General features: G+C 55.7%; 18 protein-coding genes. 4 read left to right on the top strand and 14 right to left on the bottom strand.

Annotation, left to right across the window (positions count from 1 at the left end; all coding sequences use genetic code 11):
- Positions 1-69 precede the first annotated feature (69 nt).
- The 6 genes from trxB to hprK form a co-directional block, all read right to left on the bottom strand.
- Entirely contained in the window at positions 70-1,023 is a 954-nt protein-coding gene (gene trxB / locus EVJ24_RS11375) for a thioredoxin-disulfide reductase (RefSeq protein ID WP_070328693.1), read from the bottom strand.
- Between the two features lie 68 nt (positions 1,024-1,091).
- Complete coding sequence (locus EVJ24_RS11370; protein WP_236637642.1) at positions 1,092-2,564, bottom strand: tetratricopeptide repeat protein; 1,473 nt, start codon at positions 2,562-2,564, stop codon at positions 1,092-1,094.
- A 296-nt stretch (positions 2,565-2,860) separates the two neighbouring features.
- Entirely contained in the window at positions 2,861-3,343 is a 483-nt protein-coding gene (locus EVJ24_RS11365; protein ID WP_131441393.1) for an acyltransferase, read from the bottom strand.
- Positions 3,336-3,986: a pyrophosphatase PpaX gene (gene ppaX / locus EVJ24_RS11360; RefSeq protein WP_131441392.1), complete on the bottom strand. Its 651-nt coding sequence runs from the start codon at positions 3,984-3,986 to the stop codon at positions 3,336-3,338. Before ppaX ends, EVJ24_RS11365 begins: the two co-directional genes overlap by 8 nt.
- Complete coding sequence (lgt, locus tag EVJ24_RS11355; RefSeq protein WP_131441391.1) at positions 3,986-4,807, bottom strand: prolipoprotein diacylglyceryl transferase; 822 nt, start codon at positions 4,805-4,807, stop codon at positions 3,986-3,988. Before lgt ends, ppaX begins: the two co-directional genes overlap by 1 nt.
- On the bottom strand, positions 4,804-5,742 hold the full coding sequence (gene hprK / locus EVJ24_RS11350) for an HPr(Ser) kinase/phosphatase (RefSeq protein ID WP_071397970.1): 939 nt from the start codon (positions 5,740-5,742) through the stop codon (positions 4,804-4,806). Before hprK ends, lgt begins: the two co-directional genes overlap by 4 nt.
- 154 nt (positions 5,743-5,896) lie before the next feature.
- Between hprK and EVJ24_RS11345 the strand changes: the two genes are divergently transcribed.
- On the top strand, positions 5,897-6,253 hold the full coding sequence (locus EVJ24_RS11345; protein ID WP_131441390.1) for a hypothetical protein: 357 nt from the start codon (positions 5,897-5,899) through the stop codon (positions 6,251-6,253).
- A 91-nt stretch (positions 6,254-6,344) separates the two neighbouring features.
- Here EVJ24_RS11345 and EVJ24_RS11340 read toward each other — a convergent pair whose 3' ends face one another.
- The 3 genes from EVJ24_RS11340 to uvrB form a co-directional block, all read right to left on the bottom strand.
- Positions 6,345-7,523, bottom strand: a complete 1,179-nt coding sequence (locus EVJ24_RS11340) for a DUF4097 family beta strand repeat-containing protein (RefSeq protein ID WP_131441389.1) — start codon at positions 7,521-7,523, stop codon at positions 6,345-6,347.
- Between the two features lie 64 nt (positions 7,524-7,587).
- On the bottom strand, positions 7,588-10,461 hold the full coding sequence (gene uvrA / locus EVJ24_RS11335; protein ID WP_131441388.1) for an excinuclease ABC subunit UvrA: 2,874 nt from the start codon (positions 10,459-10,461) through the stop codon (positions 7,588-7,590).
- Positions 10,462-12,438 carry an excinuclease ABC subunit UvrB gene (uvrB, locus tag EVJ24_RS11330; RefSeq protein WP_330857586.1) on the bottom strand — a complete coding sequence of 659 codons (1,977 nt, stop codon included), beginning with the start codon at positions 12,436-12,438 and terminating at the stop codon, positions 10,462-10,464.
- A 143-nt stretch (positions 12,439-12,581) separates the two neighbouring features.
- Between uvrB and EVJ24_RS11325 the strand changes: the two genes are divergently transcribed.
- From EVJ24_RS11325 to glpK, 3 genes are all read left to right on the top strand, one after another.
- Positions 12,582-13,433: a sulfite exporter TauE/SafE family protein gene (locus EVJ24_RS11325; RefSeq protein ID WP_131441387.1), complete on the top strand. Its 852-nt coding sequence runs from the start codon at positions 12,582-12,584 to the stop codon at positions 13,431-13,433.
- 99 nt (positions 13,434-13,532) lie between these two features.
- Complete coding sequence (locus tag EVJ24_RS11320) at positions 13,533-14,240, top strand: MIP/aquaporin family protein (RefSeq protein WP_131441386.1); 708 nt, start codon at positions 13,533-13,535, stop codon at positions 14,238-14,240.
- A gap of 30 nt (positions 14,241-14,270) precedes the next feature.
- Positions 14,271-15,788 (top strand): glycerol kinase GlpK, encoded by a 1,518-nt coding sequence (gene glpK / locus EVJ24_RS11315; protein ID WP_131441385.1) that lies wholly within the window; start codon positions 14,271-14,273, stop codon positions 15,786-15,788.
- 37 nt (positions 15,789-15,825) lie between these two features.
- Here glpK and EVJ24_RS11310 read toward each other — a convergent pair whose 3' ends face one another.
- The 5 genes from EVJ24_RS11310 to ftsE all read right to left on the bottom strand — a co-directional run bounded on the left by EVJ24_RS11310 (position 15,826) and on the right by ftsE (position 21,443).
- Positions 15,826-16,962, bottom strand: coding sequence for a PDZ domain-containing protein (locus EVJ24_RS11310; protein ID WP_131441384.1), 1,137 nt, complete (start codon positions 16,960-16,962; stop codon positions 15,826-15,828).
- 40 nt (positions 16,963-17,002) lie between these two features.
- On the bottom strand, positions 17,003-18,406 hold the full coding sequence (locus tag EVJ24_RS11305) for a S41 family peptidase (RefSeq protein ID WP_131441383.1): 1,404 nt from the start codon (positions 18,404-18,406) through the stop codon (positions 17,003-17,005).
- A gap of 98 nt (positions 18,407-18,504) precedes the next feature.
- Positions 18,505-19,839, bottom strand: coding sequence for a murein hydrolase activator EnvC family protein (locus EVJ24_RS11300; RefSeq protein WP_131441382.1), 1,335 nt, complete (start codon positions 19,837-19,839; stop codon positions 18,505-18,507).
- A gap of 25 nt (positions 19,840-19,864) precedes the next feature.
- Positions 19,865-20,767: a permease-like cell division protein FtsX gene (gene ftsX, locus EVJ24_RS11295; protein WP_131441381.1), complete on the bottom strand. Its 903-nt coding sequence runs from the start codon at positions 20,765-20,767 to the stop codon at positions 19,865-19,867.
- Positions 20,757-21,443, bottom strand: a complete 687-nt coding sequence (gene ftsE / locus EVJ24_RS11290) for a cell division ATP-binding protein FtsE (protein WP_071397982.1) — start codon at positions 21,441-21,443, stop codon at positions 20,757-20,759. The genes ftsX and ftsE overlap by 11 nt, the downstream gene beginning before the upstream one ends.
- Positions 21,444-21,551: the final 108 nt, after the last annotated feature.

Raw genomic sequence — 21,551 nt, 5'->3', positions numbered from 1 at the left:
TCCTCAGTATAACGAACGCCCGAAAAAAAGAGAAGGGATTGCGGTTGCCCGCAATCCCTTCTGCCTTGGTCACGCGTTTTGTTCTTGTAATTTCTCGAGGAGACCCTCGATGAAATGTTGCGCGTTTTGAGCGGCGATCGACCCGTCGTTCGTCGCTGTGACGACTTGACGGAGCGTCTTGTCGCGAACGTCTCCGGCTGCGAAGATCCCAGGGATCGTCGTCTCCATCGCTTCGTTCGTGACGATATAGCCTTGTTCGTTCAAAATGCCGAGGTCTTTGACGAATCCAGTGATCGGGTTCATCCCGATGTAGATGAACACGCCATCGATCTCATGCTCCGACTCCGTGCCGTCGATCGTGCTGACGAGACGGGCGCCGCCGACTTTACCGTCTGCTTCCACGATTTCTTTCAACGTGTGGTTCCAGATGAAGTCGACTTTCGGGTTGTCGAACGCACGTTTTTGCAGGATCTTCTGAGCCCGTAGCTCATCGCGACGGTGGACGATCGTCACTTTGTCCGCGAAGCGCGTCAAGAACACGCCTTCTTCGACAGCAGAGTCGCCGCCGCCGATGACGAACAAGTTTTTCCCTTTGAAGAACGCACCGTCACAGACCGCACAGTAGGATACACCGCGGCCGCCGAGCTCTTCTTCGCCCGGTACGCCGATTTTTTTATACTGCGCCCCTGACGCGAGGATGATGGCGCGTGCCTTGTAGTCACGGTTATGGGCGTGGACGACTTTATATTCGGTTTCGTCCGAGATGCTTTGGACATCGCCATACGCGTACTCCGCACCGAACGCTTTCGAATGGTCAAACATTTTTTGAGATAGGTCAGGACCGAGAATGCTGTCGTAACCTGGATAGTTTTCGATATCTTCCGTGTTCGCCATCTGTCCACCTGGGATGCCTCGTTCAATCATAAGTGTCGACAAATTGGCACGCGACGCGTAAAGTGCCGCCGTCATTCCGGCTGGGCCGGCCCCGATGATAATGACGTCATAGATTTTTTCTTCTGTCATAGTGATTCCACCTCTGCATGAAATTGATTGACTTCAGTATAAGAAACCTAGGGAGGTATCGTCTATCTTTATGCTTGCTCGAGTGTCTGCTTGAACGCTTTGATCGTCCCGGTGAGCGTGTCGACCGAGATGCCGAACGTATCAGCGCATTCCTCGAGCAGGAGTGATTCGCGTTTCGCGTAAAACATCCAGACGAGCGCCGCGGCCGATGTCGTGACGTCTTCGAACGTTTCTCCCGCTAGCAGCAGTCGCGAGAAGCGCTCATAGAAATCGCCGTCGAGGCTCATCTGCTCTGCTTCCGTCACTTCTGTTTCGGCGAGAACGAGCGCGGCGTATCCTCGTTCGATCCGGGCGTCGCCCGTGAACGGAGAACCGCAAATTTCAGCGCGACACTTTTCGGCGAACGAGATCACCGTCTCGTTGTCGGTCAATCCGTTCGTCAAGGCGAGCGCCTCGAACGCTTCGTCATCGGCGAGCTTTGAGATGATCCGAATGATCTCGATGCGGGCCGTGTCTTCCTCTTGGCGCAGACCTTGGACGAGCGCCGAGCGGAACTCGAGGTTGTCGCGAATGTCGAACGGATTTTTCTCTTCAAACTGTTTCAACTCGTCACTGTTCAAATAGGTAGCCGCTTCTTCAGAACGTCCTGTCTTGTAGGCGGATACGCTGAGCCAATGCCCGAACAGTGAGTCGCCACGGAAGCCGCGTTCTTTCAATAGACGCAGTTCTTCGTAGGCATGGTCGTACTGGCCGACGAGAGCTAGCGTCGTAGCGAGCTTGTAGCGCAATTCAAATTGGATCGGACGGACGCGTGTGAGCGGGACCGACAGTTGCAGCGCCGCTTCCGACTGTCCGGCCTCATGTAATAGAAGAATCGTGTTCAAGATCGCATGCAAGTTGCCCGGATTTTGGTCGAGGACGTACTCGAGCGTCTCGAACGCCGATTCGTCGTTGCCGAGGTAAAAGTGGACGATGGCCAAATTGTTGAACGCCGGCCAAAACGTCGGATATTGATCGATCAAGCGCTCGAGCGTCGACTTGGCGGCGAAGAGCCGACCTTTGTCGATGTGTTGCTGCGCCTCGGTGTGCCACGTGATCAACTCGTCCTCTTCTTCGTCCTCAAGCTCTTGTTCAAGCTCGATCAGTTCGAGAAGGGATTGGACCGATTCCGCGTAACGACCGTGCGCTTCCTGTTCAAGATAGCGGCTCGCATACGTGGCCGCTTCTTCATACTGTGAGATATAGGCGCAGTTGCTCGCGAGGTGATAAAGTGCCTCGGTCGCCGTTTGGTCGAGTTCTAATACCCGTTTCCACACATCGTTGGCGTGGTAGACCTCCCCTACTTCGAATAACAGTTCAGCGTACTGTTTGTGGTAATCGACGCGATGGGCTGCCGCAGCAGTTGCTTCAGCCATGAAAAAAGTCGCTTCATCTAGGCGACCTTCTCGTAACGCTCGACGACCTCTATAGTAGTGGAGCTCCGCAGCAAGCGGAGATTCTGGTTCGGGTAGCGTCATTAGTGCTTCATAGTTCGCTTCCATATTCTAAATCCTCCACATCGTCTCTAGTATCTTTTTTTAGTTGCAGGATTAAGAATACCGCACTCAATCCATGAGGGCAACCGAAAAAGTTTAAAAAAATCGGGACTATATTCCTTCTATAATGAATATATTTTACTAGGTCTGACAATTGTTTTTCGACAAAAATATACATGACGGCTCACCTCGCGACACCACACAAAAAAACGGCATCACCTTCAAATAAAGTGATACCGCTCAAGTATTTTTCACACGAAGACCAATCGAACAGCTGGAAATGATTTCGCACTAAATTGTGTCTATTTCGTGTCGATGGTTTGTAGTTTGGCGCCGACGACGCGTTCACCAGGCAAGACATCGCGATGCACGACGGCGCCGGCTCCGATGACCGCCTTGTCCCCAATCGTGATGCCCGGTAAGATCGTCACGTTTGCCCCGATCAAGACGTCGTCACCGATCCGGACGTCACCGATCCGATACTCGTCGACGAGGTATTCGTGACAAAGGATCGTCGTGTTGAAGCCGATGACCGTGTTGCGTCCGATCGTGATCCGCTCCGGGAACATGACGTCAGGCGTCACCATGAGGGCGAGGGCGCTATACTCCCCGATCTTCATCCCGAGGAAGTTCCGGTACAGCCAACGCTTCGCCTTGACGGACGGGAAGTAACGACCGACGAGGACGACCGTCGTATTTTTAAAGACGCGCAAGAAGCGGATCGTCCGATACATCTGCCAGAGCGGATTGGGCCCGTCCAGATGATACCGTTCCGTCTTACGCATGGACCGTGACCTCGTCGAGCCACGTCTCGAAGTGCTCCATCGAGTCGATGATGACGTCAGGCTCGAGCGTCTCTAAGAACGCCCGACCCTTCAAGGCCCAACCGACGGCGACCGTCTTCGTGCCGGCGTTTTTGCCGCTGAAGATGTCCGTATCGTTGTCCCCGACCATGACGGCCCGCTCCGGAGTCGAACCGAGCGCGCGCAGCGCCTGCTCGACCGGCTCGGCGTGCGGTTTCTCGTTTTCGACGTCGTCAGCCGTGACGACGACGCCAAACAAGTGGTCGATGTTGAACAAGCGAAGTCCGTGTTCGACGACCGGCCGGCCTTTCGATGTGACGATGCCCATCTTATAGCCTTTGGTGTGCAGACGATGCAGTCCTTCGATCACGCCAGGATATTCGGCGACGAGCGCGTCGTGCATGGCGATGTTAAAGCTACGATAGAACGCCTGCATCTCTCTCCATTCCGGTTCATTGAGCGCTTTGAACGACTTCTCGAGCGTCGGTCCGATGAACGGGAAGATATCTTCGTCCCGATACGTCTCGTTCGGGAAGTAATATCCGAGCGTATGCCGAAAACTCGCAAGGATGAGCGGGTTCGTATCGAGCAACGTACCATCTAAATCAAATAAAATCGTATCCATCAATCAAACAGTCCTTTCTCAGAAGGGTCATCGTACCGCTTCGCTTTCCGGCGCAATACCATCATCACGATCCCGAACACGATCATCGCGATCGAGACGAGCTGTGCCGTCCGTAGATCACCGGCCATGAGGCTGTCCGTACGGAGTCCCTCGATGTAGAAGCGACCGATCGAGTACCAGACGAGGTACGACAAGAAGATATAGCCACGCGGCGGATTGCCGACCATGCGCCAAACGACGAGCAAGATGACGCCGAGGATGTTCCAGACACTCTCGAACAAGAACGTCGGCAAGTAGTACGCCCCGTCGATATACATCTGGTTGACGATCCAATCCGGTAACAATAACGTCTCTTTCAAAAACCGGCTCGTCGTCTCAGACCCGTGCGCCTCTTGGTTCATGAAGTTGCCCCACCGGCCGATCGCTTGACCGAGTAAGAGCGATGGCGCGAGGATGTCGGTCACTTTCCAGAACGACATCGATTTACGCATCGAGTAGATGATGACGACGAGCAAGGCGCCGAAGATGGCCCCGTGAATCGCGATTCCACCTTGGCGGATATCGATGATCTGCCCGAGGTTTTGGCTGTAATAATCCCATTGGAACACGACATAGTAAATCCGGGCGAAGACGATACTGATCGGGATCGCCCAGATGATGACGTCGACGATGCGCTCCGAATCATAATTGAGTCGCTTCGCTTCGAACAAGGCGAGGACGAGGCCTAGCATCGCTCCGAACGCGATGATCATGCCGTACCAATAGATCGGGAGCGACCCGATCTCAAACGCTACGCGGTCAAACGTCGGCTCCACCATCATTCCATGTCCCCTTCGTTATCGTGGATCGCGTTGGCGAGTCGTTCGGCGAACTCTTCCGCCGTGTTGATACCCATGTTTTGTAAGCGATAGTTCATCGCCGCGACTTCGACGATGACGGCCAAGTTACGTCCCGGACGGACCGGAATCGTGAGTAGCGGTACTTCACTGTCGATGATTTTCATCGTGTTATGGTCGAGCCCGACGCGGTCATACACTTTGCCGGCGTCCCAGTTCTCGAGGTTAATGATCAAGCTGATCTTTTTGTGCGAACGGACGGCGCCCGCTCCGAACAACGTCATCACATCGATGATGCCGATCCCGCGAATCTCGAGCAAGTGGCGAATCAGTTTTGGTGCCGACCCGACGAGCAGCTGGTCGCCCGTCTGCCGGATCTCGACCGAGTCGTCGGCGACGAGACGGTGGCCCCGTTTGACGAGCTCGAGCGCGGTCTCAGATTTACCGACGCCGCTCTGTCCTTTAATGAGGACGCCGACGCCGTAAATGTCGACGAGGACGCCGTGCATCGCCGTCATCGGTGCGAGTTCCATCTCAAGGAAGTTTGTGATCTGTGACTCGATCGACGTCGTCACCGCATTCGTGCGCATGAGCGGAACGTTCGCTGACTCGGCCTCTTCCTCGATTTCTTTCGGGATGTCGAAGCCGCGCGTGATGAGAATACCCGGTGTCGACTCCGTGCAAAGAATTTTGGCACGCTCGCGCCGGCTTTCTTCAGACAGGCTCGCGTAAAACGTGAGCTCCGTCTTGCCGAGCACTTGGAGACGGTTCTTCGCATAGTGTGTATAGTAGCCGGCGAGGACGAGTCCTGGTCGACTGAGGTCCGGTGTGGCGACAGGACGGTGAAGCCCTTCTTCCCCGGAAATGACTTGAAGCTTGAAGCGCTCAACGAGTTGAGCCGTGCGTACGATATTTTGCATAAGTATCTGCCCCTTTCACGCTCATTATTGTATCATAGCTCCTTAGCAGAAGCGTTAATGAAAAGTGAGGCAGAACTTGTCAATTCGAAAGGAATGAAACTAATTTGTGGCAATTGCGTAGAACGGGTATAGATGATTAAGGAGGTGAAACAAAATGAACGCACTCTTTTGGATTGCCATCGTCTTTATTTTCATCGTCGGGATCGCGGCGCTCGTCTATTTGATCAAATCGCTCATCGACATGTGGCGCGAATATACGGCGACGAAGAACGAGACGGTGCTCTTGTTGTTCATCCTGAACATCGTTGGTCTCTTCTTGTCTGGCTCGCTACTTTCAATGATCGTCGCCATCATCTTCTACTGGAACCGCTCGAAAAAAATGCGGAACCTTGGGATCTTCCTACTCATCGCTGGACCGATTCTGTTTATCCTCTTTATCATCGGCTCGTTCACGTTGTATGACGGTCAGATGATGGATTGGCAGCAAATGGAGTATGAAATGAATCTATGACGAATGGGTCCGAAGGCAATCGCCTTCGGGCTTCTTATGATTCACGCTGTACAAAAACAACCCCGAAGGCGCTCGCCTTCGGGGTTGTTCGTCATTGTTGATGGAACGGGTTGTTCAAGTCAGCCGGATTGACCGGGTCGACCGGGTCAAGCGGTTCCGTCGGTTCGTGCTTATCTTCTTCTAAGAACGTTGACGGTGTGTGGAGCGAACCGTGCTCGAGGTCGATCGTACCGGTACGTGTACCGGCCTCGACTTCGATGCGCGGCGTCTGGCCACGTCCTGACATAAACTCGAGGCGACGCTGGGCGACATCTTTACGATCGCGAACGATCTCGAGGTCGTCCAAGTCACAGTGGAGCCCACCGAAGTTCGTCTCAAGATCGCCTTCGACTTCGACGCCATGCGGCAAGACGAGTCGGATGTTGCCAGCGAGCGAAGCGAGTTCGAACTTGGCCGGACGCGCCGTCGCGAGTTCGGCGCGGATATTGCCGTTGCCTGTCTTCAATGACGCTCTGTCATACTTCCCGTTCACGATGACAGAACCGTTACCGGTCCGTACGTGGACGAGCTCAGACTCGGTCCCTTCGACTTCGACCGTACCGTTGCCCGTGTTGACGAGGATTTCTGAAGCGTGCACCTCGTGAAGCACGACGCGGCCGTTAGCTGTCTGGACACGGAGACTCTCGACGTCGATCCCGTCGGCACGGACTTCTCCGTTCAACGTTTGGACGTTCATGTGGTCGAAATGATGATGCGGGACGTATAGTTCGACGTGGGCCCGAACGAGCTTGTCACGAAGTGAGACGACGAGACGGTCACCGATGACCGAATGTTTGACCGCCGACTGGAGCTGTTCGAGCGCCTTATCAGCGTCTTGCTGCCGGAGCGGACGACCGGTGACGATCAGCTCACACTCGTCATGGTCCGACGAGACGATCGTCGCCGAGGCGTTGAACAAGTCGAGCAAGATGTCTTTCCCGGTGAACGGGAACGATTTCGAATATGTCACTTCCGGCCCGAAATTCGAACTGAACGAGAAGTCGCTGTCGCGAAGTTTCGTCACGAGTCCTTCGACCGCTGACGTCAGTTTCGTCGTGAGCGACTCGACCGAGTAGGCATCGACCTTCTCCGTCTGTTGATGCTCTTCAAGCGCTTGGATACGCTCCGGCTCCAACTTCTCGAGCCGTTCGAGTTGGGTCATCCCTTCCTCGATCGTCAGTTTGCCATCTTTCACTTGCTGGAGAATCAGTTCACGCATTTCTTGTTTCACGTTCGTTTCCCCCTTCGATTTGGTTACACGTCAATCATGTTCCCGTTTCTAAACATTTCTATACTTATTTCTTTTTTCCTGCTTTCGGTTTGGCCCGGGCCGCATCGCGTTCGAGCACCGGTTTCAAATATTTACCGGTGTACGACGCCGTGACTTCGGCGACTTCTTCCGGCGTCCCGGTCGCGACGATCGCGCCGCCGCCGTCCCCGCCTTCCGGTCCGAGGTCGATCAAGTAGTCGGCCGATTTGATGACGTCTAAGTTATGCTCGATGACGAGCACCGTGTCCCCGTTCTCGACGAGGCGCTGCAATACGATTAACAACCGGGCGATATCGTCGACGTGAAGACCGGTCGTCGGCTCGTCCAAGATGTAGATCGTCTTGCCGGTCGAACGTTTGTGCAGCTCAGACGCGAGCTTGACGCGTTGCGCTTCCCCGCCCGACAGTTCGGTCGCCGGTTGTCCGAGCTTCATGTAGCCGAGGCCGACGTCAGAGATCGTCTGGATCTTCCGCTTGATTTTCGGAATTTTGTCAAAGAAGTCGAGTCCTTCCTCGATTGTCATGTCGAGCACGTCGGCAATCGTCTTCCCTTTATACTTCACTTCGAGCGTCTCCCGGTTGTAGCGTTTACCGTGACAGATTTCACACGGGACGTAAACGTCTGGAAGGAAGTGCATCTCGATCTTGATGATTCCGTCCCCGCGGCACGCCTCACAGCGTCCGCCTTTAACGTTGAAACTGAAGCGGCCTTTCTTGTAACCGCGCATCTTCGCCTCGTTCGTCGAAGCGAACACGTCGCGGATGTCATCGAACACACCTGTATACGTCGCCGGGTTAGACCGCGGCGTCCGTCCGATCGGCGACTGGTCGATATCGATGACTTTATCGATCTGGTCAAGCCCTTCGATCGTCTTATGCTTCCCTGGCTTCGCTTTGGCGCGGTTAATATGGTGCGCTAGCGACTTGTACAGGATCTCATTGATTAGCGTCGACTTCCCAGATCCCGAAACGCCGGTGACGGCGATGAACATACCGAGCGGGATCGATACGTCGACCTCTTTCAAGTTGTTCTCTGCTGCTTTGACGATTCTGATGAAACGATCGTCCGGCACTTTGCGCTCGGCCGGCAGCGGGATGAACCGTTTCCCGGACAAGTATTGACCGGTGAGCGACTTTCGGTTCTTCATAATCTGTTTCGGTGTGCCGGCGGCGATGACTTCTCCGCCGTGCTCTCCGGCGCCAGGTCCGATGTCGATCAAATAGTCGGCTGCCATCATCGTGTCTTCGTCATGCTCGACGACGATGAGCGTATTGCCGATGTCTCGCATCTGTTTGAGCGTCGCGATCAAGCGGTCGTTGTCACGTTGGTGCAAGCCGATCGACGGCTCGTCCAAGACATACAAGACGCCGGTCAGCCGCGACCCGATTTGCGTGGCTAGACGGATCCGCTGTGCTTCCCCGCCTGATAACGTCCCGGCCGCCCGCGACAACGTCAAGTAGTCGAGACCGACGTTGTTCAGGAAGCTGAGCCGTTCTTTGATCTCTTGCAAGATGAGCCGGGCGATGGCGATATCTTTTTCGCTCAGTTCGTCCATGAGCGAATCGAACAAGGCGAGCGCATGCTCGACCGAAAGTGTCGTCACTTCCCCGATGTGGCGGTCGGTGATCTTGACGGCGAGCGTCTCTTCTTTCAACCGATAGCCGTTACATGTCGGGCAGGCGTGTGTCGCCATATACGTCTCCATCTGTTCCCGGATGTAATCCGACGTCGTCTCTTTATAGCGGCGCTCGATGTTGCGGAGCACCCCTTCAAAAAAGATCGTGTTCGTCCGGACTTGGCCGAAATCGTTCTCGTAGCGGAACAAGAACGATTCTTCTTCCGTCCCGTGCAAGACGAGGTCTTGGTCACGTTTTGACAGCCGTTCGAACGGCACGTCCATGTCGATGTCGAAATGCTGGCACATCGAGGCGAGCAGTTGCGGATAATATTGCGAGCTCGTCGGCTGCCATGCGACGACCGCGCCTTCTTTCAACGTCTTCGCCGGGTCTGGGATGACGAGTTCCGGGTCGACGTCGAGTTTCGTACCGAGACCGTCACACGTCGGGCAGGCCCCGAACGGTGAGTTGAACGAGAACATGCGCGGTTCGAGCTCACCGATCGAGAAGCCACAGATCGGGCAGGCATGATGTTCGCTAAACAACAGCTCGGTCCCGTCCATCTTGTCGATGATGGCGCGGCCGTCCGCGAGGCGGAGTGCCGTCTCGAGTGAATCGGCGAGGCGGCCTTCGACGTCAGCGCGGACGACGAGCCGGTCGACGACGACCTCGATCGAATGTTTCTTGTTCTTGTCGAGCTCGATGTCATCGGTCAGTTCGACCGTCTCCCCGTTGACCCGGACACGGACGAACCCTTCTTTTTTGAGCGAGTCGAACACTTTGACGTGCGTGCCTTTCCGTCCCGACACGATCGGCGCCAAGATTTGCAGGCGCGTCTTCTCCGGGAGCTCCATCACTTGGTCGACCATCTGTGAGATCGTCTGGCTTGAGATCTCGATGCCGTGGCGTGGACAGACCGGTTTCCCGATGCGGGCGAACAAGAGACGTAAGTAGTCATAGATCTCCGTCACCGTCCCGACGGTCGAGCGCGGGTTACGGCTCGTCGTCTTCTGGTCGATCGATATGGCCGGGCTCAACCCTTCGATCGTATCGACGTCCGGCTTGTCCATCTGTCCGAGGAACTGACGGGCGTATGCCGACAGGCTCTCGACGTAACGGCGCTGCCCTTCGGCGTAGATCGTATCGAATGCGAGCGATGACTTCCCTGATCCCGACAGACCCGTCAAGACGACGAGCTGGTCACGAGGGATATCGATATCAATGTTTTTCAAGTTGTTGACGCGCGCCCCTTTGATGACGATCGCATTTTTCTTTTCAGCCATTTAATTCCCTACCTTCAACTCCAAGATTAAGTCACGCAATTCGGCCGCCCGCTCGAACTGAAGATCGCGGGCCGCTTGTTTCATTTCTTCTTCTAGTTTGCCGATTGCCGCCTCGCGCTCGTCCGAATTCATCGAGCTGAGCGACTCGAGCACTTCTTCTTCGGCAGCGACGGTCGCGCGGATTACGCCGCGCACTTCTTTGCGGATCGTCTGCGGCGTGACGCCGTGCTCTTCATTGTATTCTTGCTGGATCGTGCGACGGCGGTCGGTCTCCCCGATCGCCCGTTTCATTGAATCGGTCATCTTATCGGCGAACAGGATGACGTGGCCGTTCGAGTTACGGGCCGCCCGCCCGATCGTCTGGATGAGTGACCGGTCAGAACGAAGGAACCCTTCCTTGTCGGCGTCGAGGATCGTGACGAGACTCACTTCCGGGATATCGAGCCCTTCCCGCAGCAAGTTGATCCCGACGAGGACGTCGTATTTGCCGAGTCGCAGGTCACGGATGATCTCGATCCGTTCGAGCGTCTTGATCTCAGAGTGCATATAGTTGACCTTGATGCCCGCTTCACGGAGATAGTCCGACAAGTCTTCGGCCATCTTCTTCGTGAGCGTCGTCACGAGGACGCGTTCGTCCTGTTTGATGCGGTCGCGGATTTGGTCCATCAAGTAGTCGATCTGTCCTTTGATCGGGTGGATCTCGATCGTCGGGTCGAGTAGACCGGTCGGCCGGATGATCTGCTCGATCATGTTTGGCGTATGCTCGAGCTCGTACGGGCCCGGTGTCGCCGAGATGAAGATCGCCTGATTCAACTTCTTCTCGAACTCCTCGAACTTGAGTGGACGGTTGTCCTTGGCTGAAGGCAGACGGAAACCGTGGTCGACGAGCATTTGTTTACGTGCCTGGTCGCCGTTGAACATCCCTCGGACTTGCGGTAGCGTCACGTGTGACTCGTCGGCGATAAGCAAGAAGTCTTTCGGGAAGTAATCGATGAGCGTATACGGCGTCGCCCCTTCTTCCGTCAAGTTCAAATGGCGCGAATAGTTCTCGATGCCTGAACAGTAGCCCATCTCGCGCATCATCTCGAGGTCGTAGTTCGTCCGTTGTTCGAGACGCTGTGCTTCGAGCAGTTTGCCTTCTTCGCGGAACTTCGCGAGCTGTTGCTCGAGCTCGGCCTCGATGTTGATGATCGCCTTTTGCAGCTTCTCGTCGCGCGTGACGAAGTGGGATGCCGGGAAGATTGAGACGTGTTCACGGTCGGCGATGATCTCGCCGGTGAGCGGGTTCATCTCGCGAATGCGGTCGATTTCGTCACCGAAGAATTCGACGCGCAAGCACTGCTCGTCGCGTGACGCCGGGAAGATCTCGACGACGTCGCCGCGGACACGGAAGCGCCCGCGCTGGAAATCGATGTCGTTCCGTTCATATTGGATGTCGATCAGTTTGCGGAGCATCTGGTCGCGCCCCATCTCTTTCCCGACGCGGAGACTCAAGACGAGACTGTTGTATTCTTCCGGGTTACCAAGACCGTATATACACGATACAGATGCGACGATGATGACGTCATCCCGCTCGAACAAGGACGACGTCGCCGAGTGGCGGAGCTTGTCGATCTCGTCGTTGATTGAGGCATCTTTCTCGATGAACGTGTCGGTCGAAGGCACGTACGCCTCCGGTTGATAGTAGTCATAATAGCTGACGAAATATTCGACGGCGTTGTTCGGGAAAAACTCTTTGAACTCGGAATAGAGCTGGCCGGCGAGCGTCTTGTTGTGGGCTAAGACGAGCGTCGGTTTCTTCACTTCCTGGATGACGTTCGACACGGTGAACGTCTTCCCGGTGCCGGTCGCACCGAGCAGCGTCTGGTAACGGTCGCCGCGGTTGACGCCTTCGATGAGCTGGCGGATTGCCTCCGGCTGGTCGCCGGCCGGACTATATTCCGAATGTAATTCGAACGGAAGCTTGATCTTGTCCATATATATTCCTCGCTTTCTATCCCTTGCATATTGACTTGATTATAGCACATACACGAACAAATATTCGCTTCTGAGACGCTTCCCAAACCGCTCTCCGATTCGCTATAGTGAGGAGGAATCTAAACAGAAATGGGTGGGTCGTCATGTGGTCACTTCTCTTTATCCCGCTCGGCGCGGTCGTCGGCGCCTTGTCCGGTTTCTTCGGCATCGGGGGCGGTGTCATCATCGTCCCGGTGCTCTTGTTCAACGGATACTCGGCGGCCGAGGCGGTCGCGACATCACTTTTGTTCGTCGTCGGCACGAGCCTGTCCGGAGCGAAGAAGCACTCGTCGCTCGGAAACGTGTCATGGTCGACCGGTCTCACGGTCGGTCTGGCCGGTGCCGTCACTGCGCAGCTGTCGAGCCGGGTCGTGCTGTCAATCTCCGGGACGTATGACTGGTTGCTGAATGTTTTCTATTTGCTTATCCTCTCTTATTTTGCCGTTACGCTTCTAAAGAAAACATCGAAGCCGTCGAAACGCAAAAAATCTGGATTCGCCGCAAGTTTCTTCATCGGCGCGATCGCCGGACTCTTGTCGGCACTCCTCGGCATCGGCGGCTGGATCGTCATCACGTTCGGTTGGGGGCTCGGGTTTTCGACGCACCGCGCCGTCGGGACGAGCCTTGCCGCCGTCCTGTTCATCTCGCTCGGCGGACTAATCGGTTACTTGCCTTCGTTGTCGCTCGATTATGTTGCCCCGCTCGCCTTGGTGACGGGCGCCTTTGTCGGTGCCCCGCTCGGTGCATCGCTCACGAATCGTTATCGGGACCATGAGATTTCAAGACGGCTCGCTTGGCTCTACTTGACTGTCATCGCCTCGATCGTACTCGACCTCGGGGCGGCATGGTGGACACCATTGTCTTTCGTGAGCTTAGGAGTTCTCTTCATCTTTCTCGTCGGGATCACCCTTGATTTTTCCAAACATTTTACCAGTCCGAACCACTTTCCTCATTAAAAAGTGGTTTTTTTCAATATCTTGGTTTTAAAGCGCTTTCAAACGGGGGATATAGAAAAGTGGTAAGCCAAATCCAATATGGAAGGAAGGGAGTATCACATGTCAGCATTTGTCAGCGAAATTATCGGTACAATGCTACTCATCTTGCTCGGTAACGGTGTCGTCGCCGGCGTCGTCCTCCGCCACTCGAAAGCCGAGAACGGCGGCTGGATCGTCATCACGTTCGGTTGGGGGCTCGCCGTTATGGTCGGGGTATACGCCGCAGGTATTTACGGAGGCGCGCACATCAACCCGGCCGTTACGATCGGACTCGCCACGAGCGGGGCATTCCCATGGGAAGATGTGCCACTGTACATCCTTGCCCAGTTCATCGGGGCGTTCATCGGGGCCGTACTCGTGTACGTACACTACAAACCGCACTATGACGCGACCGACGACCCGGGTGCCAAGCTCGCGACGTTCTCGACCGCTCCTGGTATTCGGAACACTCCGTTCAACTTAATCGGAGAAATTATCGGAACGTTCGTCCTCGTCTTCGCATTACTATCGTTCGGGGCCAACACGTTCGCAGATGGATTAAACCCGCTCATCGTAGGTTTCTTGATCGTCTCGATCGGTCTCTCACTCGGTGGAACGACCGGTTATGCGATCAACCCTGCCCGTGACCTTGGACCGCGGATCGCGCACGCGATACTCCCAATCAAAGGCAAAGGGACGTCAGACTGGGGCTATTCATGGATTCCGGTCGTCGGACCAATCATTGGCGCTGTCATCGCCGCGTTGCTCTATGGTATCCTCGTCCCATAACCACCCTAACTTCTAAGGAGGCACATTCATATGGACAAAGAAAAACGGTATATTTTAGCAATCGACCAAGGTACGACCAGTTCACGGGTCATCATCTTCGACCACGACGGCAAGATCGTCACAACCGCTCAGCGCGAGTTCAAGCAGTACTTCCCGAAACCAGGCTGGGTCGAGCATAACGCCAACGAAATCTGGGGTTCCGTCCTCGCCGTCATGGCCGAGGCGTTCGGTTCGGCCGACATCGACCCGAAAGAAATCGCGGCCATCGGCATCACGAACCAACGGGAGACAGCGGTCGTCTGGGAGAAGTCGACCGGCAGACCTGTCTACAACGCCATCGTCTGGCAATCGCGTCAGACTGCCGGTATTTGTGACGAGTTGAATGCGGCCGGTCACGCTGAAATGTTCCGCGATAAGACCGGATTATTGATCGACGCTTACTTCTCGGGAACGAAAGTGAAATGGATCCTCGACAACGTCGAAGGCGCCCGTGAGAAAGCAGAAGCGGGAGACCTCTTGTTCGGAACAATCGACACGTGGCTCATCTGGAAACTCTCGGGCGGTCACGCACACGTCACCGACTACTCGAACGCGTCCCGGACGCTCATGTACAACATTTATGAGCAGAAGTGGGACGACGAGTTGCTCGACATCCTCACCGTACCGAAGTCGATGTTGCCTGAAGTCAAGGCGTCGAGTGAAGTATACGCCAACACGATTCCTTACCACTTCTTCGGGTTCGAAGTCCCAATCGCCGGCGCGGCAGGTGACCAACAGGCCGCCTTGTTCGGCCAAGCTTGCTTCGAGTCAGGTGAAGGGAAGAACACATACGGAACGGGTTGTTTCATGCTCATGAATACGGGAGAAGAAGCCGTCAAGTCGGACCACGGATTGCTCACGACGATCGCCTGGGGCTACAACGGCAAAGTCGAGTATGCGCTCGAAGGATCGATCTTTGTCGCCGGATCAGCCATCCAGTGGCTCCGTGACGGACTGCGTATGCTCAAGTCGGCGAAAGATACGGAACAGTATGCGAACCGTGTCGACACGACCGACGGGGTCTACGTCGTCCCGGCCTTCGTCGGACTCGGTGCCCCGTATTGGGACTCGGACGTCCGCGGCGCCATCTTCGGGATCACCCGCGGTACGGAAAAAGAACACTTCGTCCGGGCGACGCTCGAGTCACTCGCCTATCAGACACGCGACGTCTTGACGGCAATGGAACAGGATTCCGGCATCGCATTGAAGACACTCCGCGTCGACGGTGGTGCGGTCAACAACGACTTCCTCATGCAGTTCCAAGCGGACATCTTGAACGTACCGGTCGAACGTCCGGAAGTGAGTGAGACGACGGCGCTCGGCGCCGCCTATCTCGCCGGACTCGCCGTCGGTTTCTGGAAAGACCAGAATGAGATCAAGCAGCAATGGAAACTCGACCATCAGTTCGAACCGAACATGGACGAGGAGCACCGTGAAGCGCTCTACAAAGGCTGGCAACACGCCGTTGAAGCGACGATGGGCTTCAAACCATCAAAACTTGAAGTGTAAGCATACGAAAAGGAGCATCCGCGACGGATGCTCCTTTTTATAATTTTCGTAAGCGTAAACGTGGGCTCATCGGTTCCCCGACGAACAAAATCCCGAGCTCGTGCGGGTCGGCCTCATACATCGCCCGTTGCACGAACCGGATATCCCCGTTCAAGTTGAGCACTTCGAGCTTGATGTACGGCTTATGGAGTTGAAGCGCCTCATAAAAGCTGCTCCCTCCGGTGATGACCGTACCGTTCACTTTGTAGATCGACTCACCTGGTATGAGCTGCATCGTCTCCCCCGGCGAATCTGGAAGCGTATCGATGATGACCGCCCCGCGGTTCCCGTTCAAGAAGACCGGTGTTGTGCCGCGGTTCTCCCGTTTGATGAGCTGCAAGGCAAGCTCGTACAAGACGAACAGACCGATCAACACATAAGCGACGTACGGGACGTCTAGGACGTATGACCCGGCGAACAAGCCGAGCGCGACCACCGCGAGCAAACCGCGATACAGGCTCAACCGGCCAAGTAGCGTTCCCGGCAGTGCCCCGGTCGATAGCAGGCTGACCCCGATCGGGATCGGTAAGATGACCGGCACCGAGAAGTCGAGCCCGAACGACGGCGGTAAAAAGACGACGAGCGGAAAGAACCAAATCCGCTTGACGACGTGTCCGCCGATGAACTGGCCGCGCTTCGACAAGATGAGCGTCGGTGACGTCTCTTTGATCCCGTTCCAACGAAGGAGGATCGCTTCGGCGAGCGTGACGATGCCGAACACGAGCGCATACACCGGCCACTCGACGCTGGCGAGCCGGTCGACCCAATTCGTGAGCCCGGCTAACGGGACAACGTCACGCAGACCGATGACCACGAGCATGATCAGGAACGGAAACGCCGGACTCATGAAGCGCGGATGCATCGTCAAGACGATCAGGGCGTAGAGGACGGTGAACGTGACGACCCACTCGAAGTTGACCGTCGTCTCGAGCAAGACGGTCGCTACAGTTCCGAGGACCGCGAGCAACAGACTCGGCCACACAAAGTGGCGCCAATCTGACTTCGGCGAGCGTCGGCGCGACCGGAACATGCTTCGCTCCCGTTTAATGCGCGTCATGGATATGTAAGCGAGGGCGACGAACGTCGCCCAGAGCAGCGGACTACCTAACAAGGTCAACAAAGCGGTAAAACTCATTCGTAGAACGTCCACACTTGTCCAATCCTTTCCCTAATCCTTATTTTGCGGCTTCTTCAAGTGCCCGGTTCAACTGGGCATCGTTCGCCTCGTCTTGGATGACTTCAAGCAACCGTGACTCGAGCGCGGACGCTGTCGCTTCATTGACGACCCCGTCCTCCGTTAAGTTGTTGTCGGCTTGGAAGTCTGAGACCGCCTGTGCCATCGTGTCACCGAAGTAACCCGCCTGACCGCCCGGCTCATAACCGATCCCGGTCAATACCGTATGCAGGTTCGACACCGGCTCGCCGTAGTCCCCGACTTTGAGCGCATCCTCTTCTGCGAGAATGCGGTTGACCCCGAAGTAATCCGGTTGATCGACCTCAACGTCAGGCTCGATACCCGTCTCGTTGATCCAATTGCCGTCCGGTGTGAGCCACTTGCTCGTCGTCAGCTTCAAGTTGCTGCCGTCTTCCAAGTCGAACGCCGTCTGGACGACGCCTTTTCCGAACGTCGTGTTGCCGACAATCGTCGCACCGGCTCCTTCCTTGAGCGCACCGGCTAAAATCTCGGAAGCCGAGGCCGAGCCTTCATTCGTCAAGACGAACAGCTTATACGGCTTCGCCTCACGGGCGCGTCCGTTTTGGGCCTCACGTTCCCCGTCGGCGTTTTCGATTTGAACGACCGGCTTATCCGTCGGGACGAACCCTTCGGTCATCGCGATAACGGCCGGCAAGAGACCACCCGGGTTGCCCCGGACGTCGATGATCAAGCTATCGATATTTTGGCTCTCGAGCGTCTCGAGCTGCTCTAAAAACTCATCGGCCGTCGGCTCTGAGAACTGGGTCACTTCGAGATAGCCGATTTTCTTGCCATCCTGCTCTTTCACTTCCGAATAGACCGTCTCGATCGGGATCGTATCCCGCGTGATCTCATAGTCGGCCTCTTGCCCGCCGCGACGAATCGTCAGCGTGACAACCGTTCCTTTTTCACCACGGATGAGCTGGACCGCCTCTTCGACGGCCATTCCTTCAATCGATTCGCCGTCGACCGCGGTGATGATATCCCCTGGGCGAAGACCTGCCGCTTCAGCTGGTGCACCTTTGATCGGAGCGACGATCAAGATGTCTTCTCCTTTCTTCTCCAAAGTCGCGCCGATTCCTTCAAAGCTCGACTCGATCGAGTCGGTGAACTGTGACGTTTCTTCCGCGTCGAGGAAGTCAGAGTACGGGTCATCGAGCGCTGCCGTCATGCCGTCAAGGGCGCCGGTCAACAAATCTTCTTCTGAGATGTCCTTTAGCGAGTGCGTCTCGATCAAGCTGCGGACTTGTTCGACTTTGTCCCAACCTTCTGCTTTCGGTTGGATCGGTAACCTCGTATCGGTAAATGCCATCGTCGCCAGGCCTGCACCGGCCCCTGCCACGAACGTCGCGCCGGCGAGTAGTCCTGCGGTTGTATTTTTCACGGGTAAGTCCCTCATTTCTTTTTGTCGGTCTTTCATCCAGTATAGCAAAAACTTCAGAAAAACGGACGCGTTCCACATATTTGGGACGCGTCCGTCTGTCAGTAGCCGATATAAGGGCCCGGGTCGACCGCATTTGGTTGCCCAGGTGCCCATTCCCCACGGTGGAGCTCGAAGTGGAGATGAGGTCCCGTCGACCAGCCCGTGTTGCCGAGCGTACCGACCGTCTGGCCCGCCCCGATCCTCTGGCCGGCCGTTACCGTGATCGAATCTAAATGACCGTAGACGGTCGTCCAGACCTGCCCGTTCACGACGTGCGAGACGAAGACGACGTTGCCGTAACCGGTCGCTTCAGCCGCCTTGATGACGATGCCTGGGGCGGCCGAGACGATCGGTGTGCCGGTCGCGTTGACGATATCGATGCCGCGGTGCGATTCGGGCGCCCCGGTGAGCGGGTTTTCACGCGGTCCGAACCGGCTCGACACGTAACCCGATACCGGGCGCAAGAACGTACTGACCGGCGCCGTGACAGCTTCCGGTTCCGTTGCTGGCGGTTCCTGTGGTGTCACGGTTTCTTGATTCGCTTCGGCTCGTTCGGCGGCTTCGGCTCGTGCTCGCGCTTCTGCGGCGGCTTTCGCCTCGGCCTCTTGTTTCGCGCGCGCCTCGGCTTCCGCTTGTTCCCGTTCAGCCGTCGCGATCGCGTCGAGCTGACTGGCGATGATGCGGCGCTGTTCGTTCATGAGCGCCTGTTCTTCGTCACGGGTCATCTGTTCAAGTTCGAGCAGTTCGACCTGCTCGTTCAGTTCCGAGAGGAGTGCATGCTTCTCTGTGGCCGCTTGGTCGAGCGCTTGTTTCGTGACGACGAGCTCGCGCTCTTTTTGTTTGACGAACGACAACTGTGTCCGTTGCGTCGTCTCAAGCGTCTCGAGGCGCTCGACTTCATGCATATAGCTATGTATGAGGTCCCGGTCTTGCTCCGCGATCGTCTGTGCGGTCATGAGCCGCGTCACGAAGTCCCCGAACGAGCGGGATTCGAATACGACTTGGAGATAAGACCGGTCCTCGTGTATTTGAAGCACACGAAGACGCTCACTAAGGAGCGCCTTCTGGCCTTCAAGATACTGCCCTTGGGCAGCGAGTTGTTGGCGGGTCGCCTCGAGCTCTGAGCGTGCCGCGTCCGCTTCGACTTGCTGGACGGCGATCTGTTCACTTAAGCCCTCAAGACGTTCATTGACGGCGCGGATCTCGGTTGAGACCGCGTCGCGCTGTGCCTCGGTGACTTCGAGCTCGGCGTCCGTCTCGACTTGCGCTTTCTTGGACTGCTCCAATTGATTGGATAGACGATCTTGTCGTTCTTTCAACGTCTCTTTCTCCGTCGCCATGACCGGCGCGGCGAGTAGCGTCAAACTTAATCCAAGCGCAAGCGAACGTTTCATCCGCCAATTCCCCCTCGTATTTAAATTAGACTTTTAAGAATCGACCGAGCGATGTCGTCGATCCCCAGATCCCGATGAACGCACCGAGCGCAAGCAAGACGAGCGAGACTTGCGTCGTGAGTACCGATGGATCGATCAATTTAAATATATCACTATTCAATTGATCTAGCGATGGTTGTAAAGCACCATATGCGACGTCATACCCGAAATAAATGACCGCGATCGGGATGAGCGCGCCGAGCACACCGAGCAGAAGCCCCTCGATGAAGAACGGCCAGCGGATAAAGCTGTTTTTCGCTCCGACGAGACGCATGATCTCGATTTCGCGACGGCGTGAGAAGATCGTCATCTTGATCGTGTTCGAGATGAGGAACATCGCCATGAGCGTGAGTCCGACGATCAACACGAGTCCACCGATGCGGATCCCGTTGAAGAAGGCGAACATCTTATCGATATAGTCCTGACCGTACGTGACCTTATCGACGTTTTCAAGTGACTGGACTGCGTCGGCGACCGTCTGCGTGTTGAGCGGGTCTGATGCTTTGACGATATAGCGGTCATGGAGCGGGTTGTCTTTCTCGACCGTACCGTACGCGTTGGCGTCTTCCCCGAGCTGGTTGCGGAAGCTTTCGAGTTCATCCTCTTTCGAGCTGAACGTCACCGAGGCGACGCCTGGGATCTGTTCTAAGTTCTCCCCTAGCTTCTCGACGTTCGCTTCCTCCGCCGTCCGTGTGACGAACACTTGGATCTCAACATCGTTCTCGACGTTCTCTGAGATCTCGTTGACGTTGAACATGACGAGGGCGAAGACGCCGACGAGTAACAAGGTGATGGTGACGGCACTGATGGCCGCAAACGACATCCAACCGTTGCGAAGCGTCCCTTTGAACCCTTCGCGTAAATGGCGTAGCCCACTTTTAAATATCATAGCCATATGCTCCTTTCTCTTCATCGCGGACGACTTTGCCGTTTTCGATCGCGATGACGCGATGACGGATCTTATCGACGATGTCACGGTTATGTGTCGCCATGACGATCGTCGCCCCGCGGCGATGGATCTCTTGGAATACTTCCATGATGCCCCATGCCGTATCCGGGTCTAAGTTACCGGTCGGCTCGTCGGCGATGATGAGCTTCGGCTTGTTGACGATGGCGCGGGCGATCGAGACACGTTGCTGTTCGCCACCTGAGAGTTCGTCCGGATAGTTACGCGCCTTATGTTTAAGTCCGACGAGGTTCAATACGTCCATGACTTGCTTACGCATCGTATTCGTGTCGGCCTGAACGACTTCAAGTGCGAACGCGACGTTCTCATACACTGTTAATGAAGGGAGCAGCTTATAATCCTGGAAGATGACGCCGAGCTGGCGGCGTAGTTTCGGGACGTGACGGTTTTTTAATTTCCCGACGTCAATCCCGTCGATCAACAGTTGACCGTTCGACGGCTTCTCCTCCCGATAAATCATTTTCATGAACGTCGATTTCCCGGCGCCGGATGGTCCGACGACGTATAAAAATTCGCCGTCTTCGATCTTCAAATCGAGGTCGTCGACTGCGACGACACCGTTTGGATATACTTTACTAACTTTTTGCATCGAGATCATAACGTATTCCCTACCCTTTTTATAAATTTTTCATGCATCTATGACGAGTGTATAGTTGTTTAGTAAGTGAATATTTTCGTCTAGCCTCAGTTCTACACGATAACTAGT

This window comes from Exiguobacterium sp. SH1S21 (genome assembly GCF_004337175.1).
GTDB lineage: Bacteria > Bacillota > Bacilli > Exiguobacteriales > Exiguobacteriaceae > Exiguobacterium > Exiguobacterium aurantiacum_A.
This window is presented reverse-complemented; position numbering and strand designations above follow the sequence as displayed.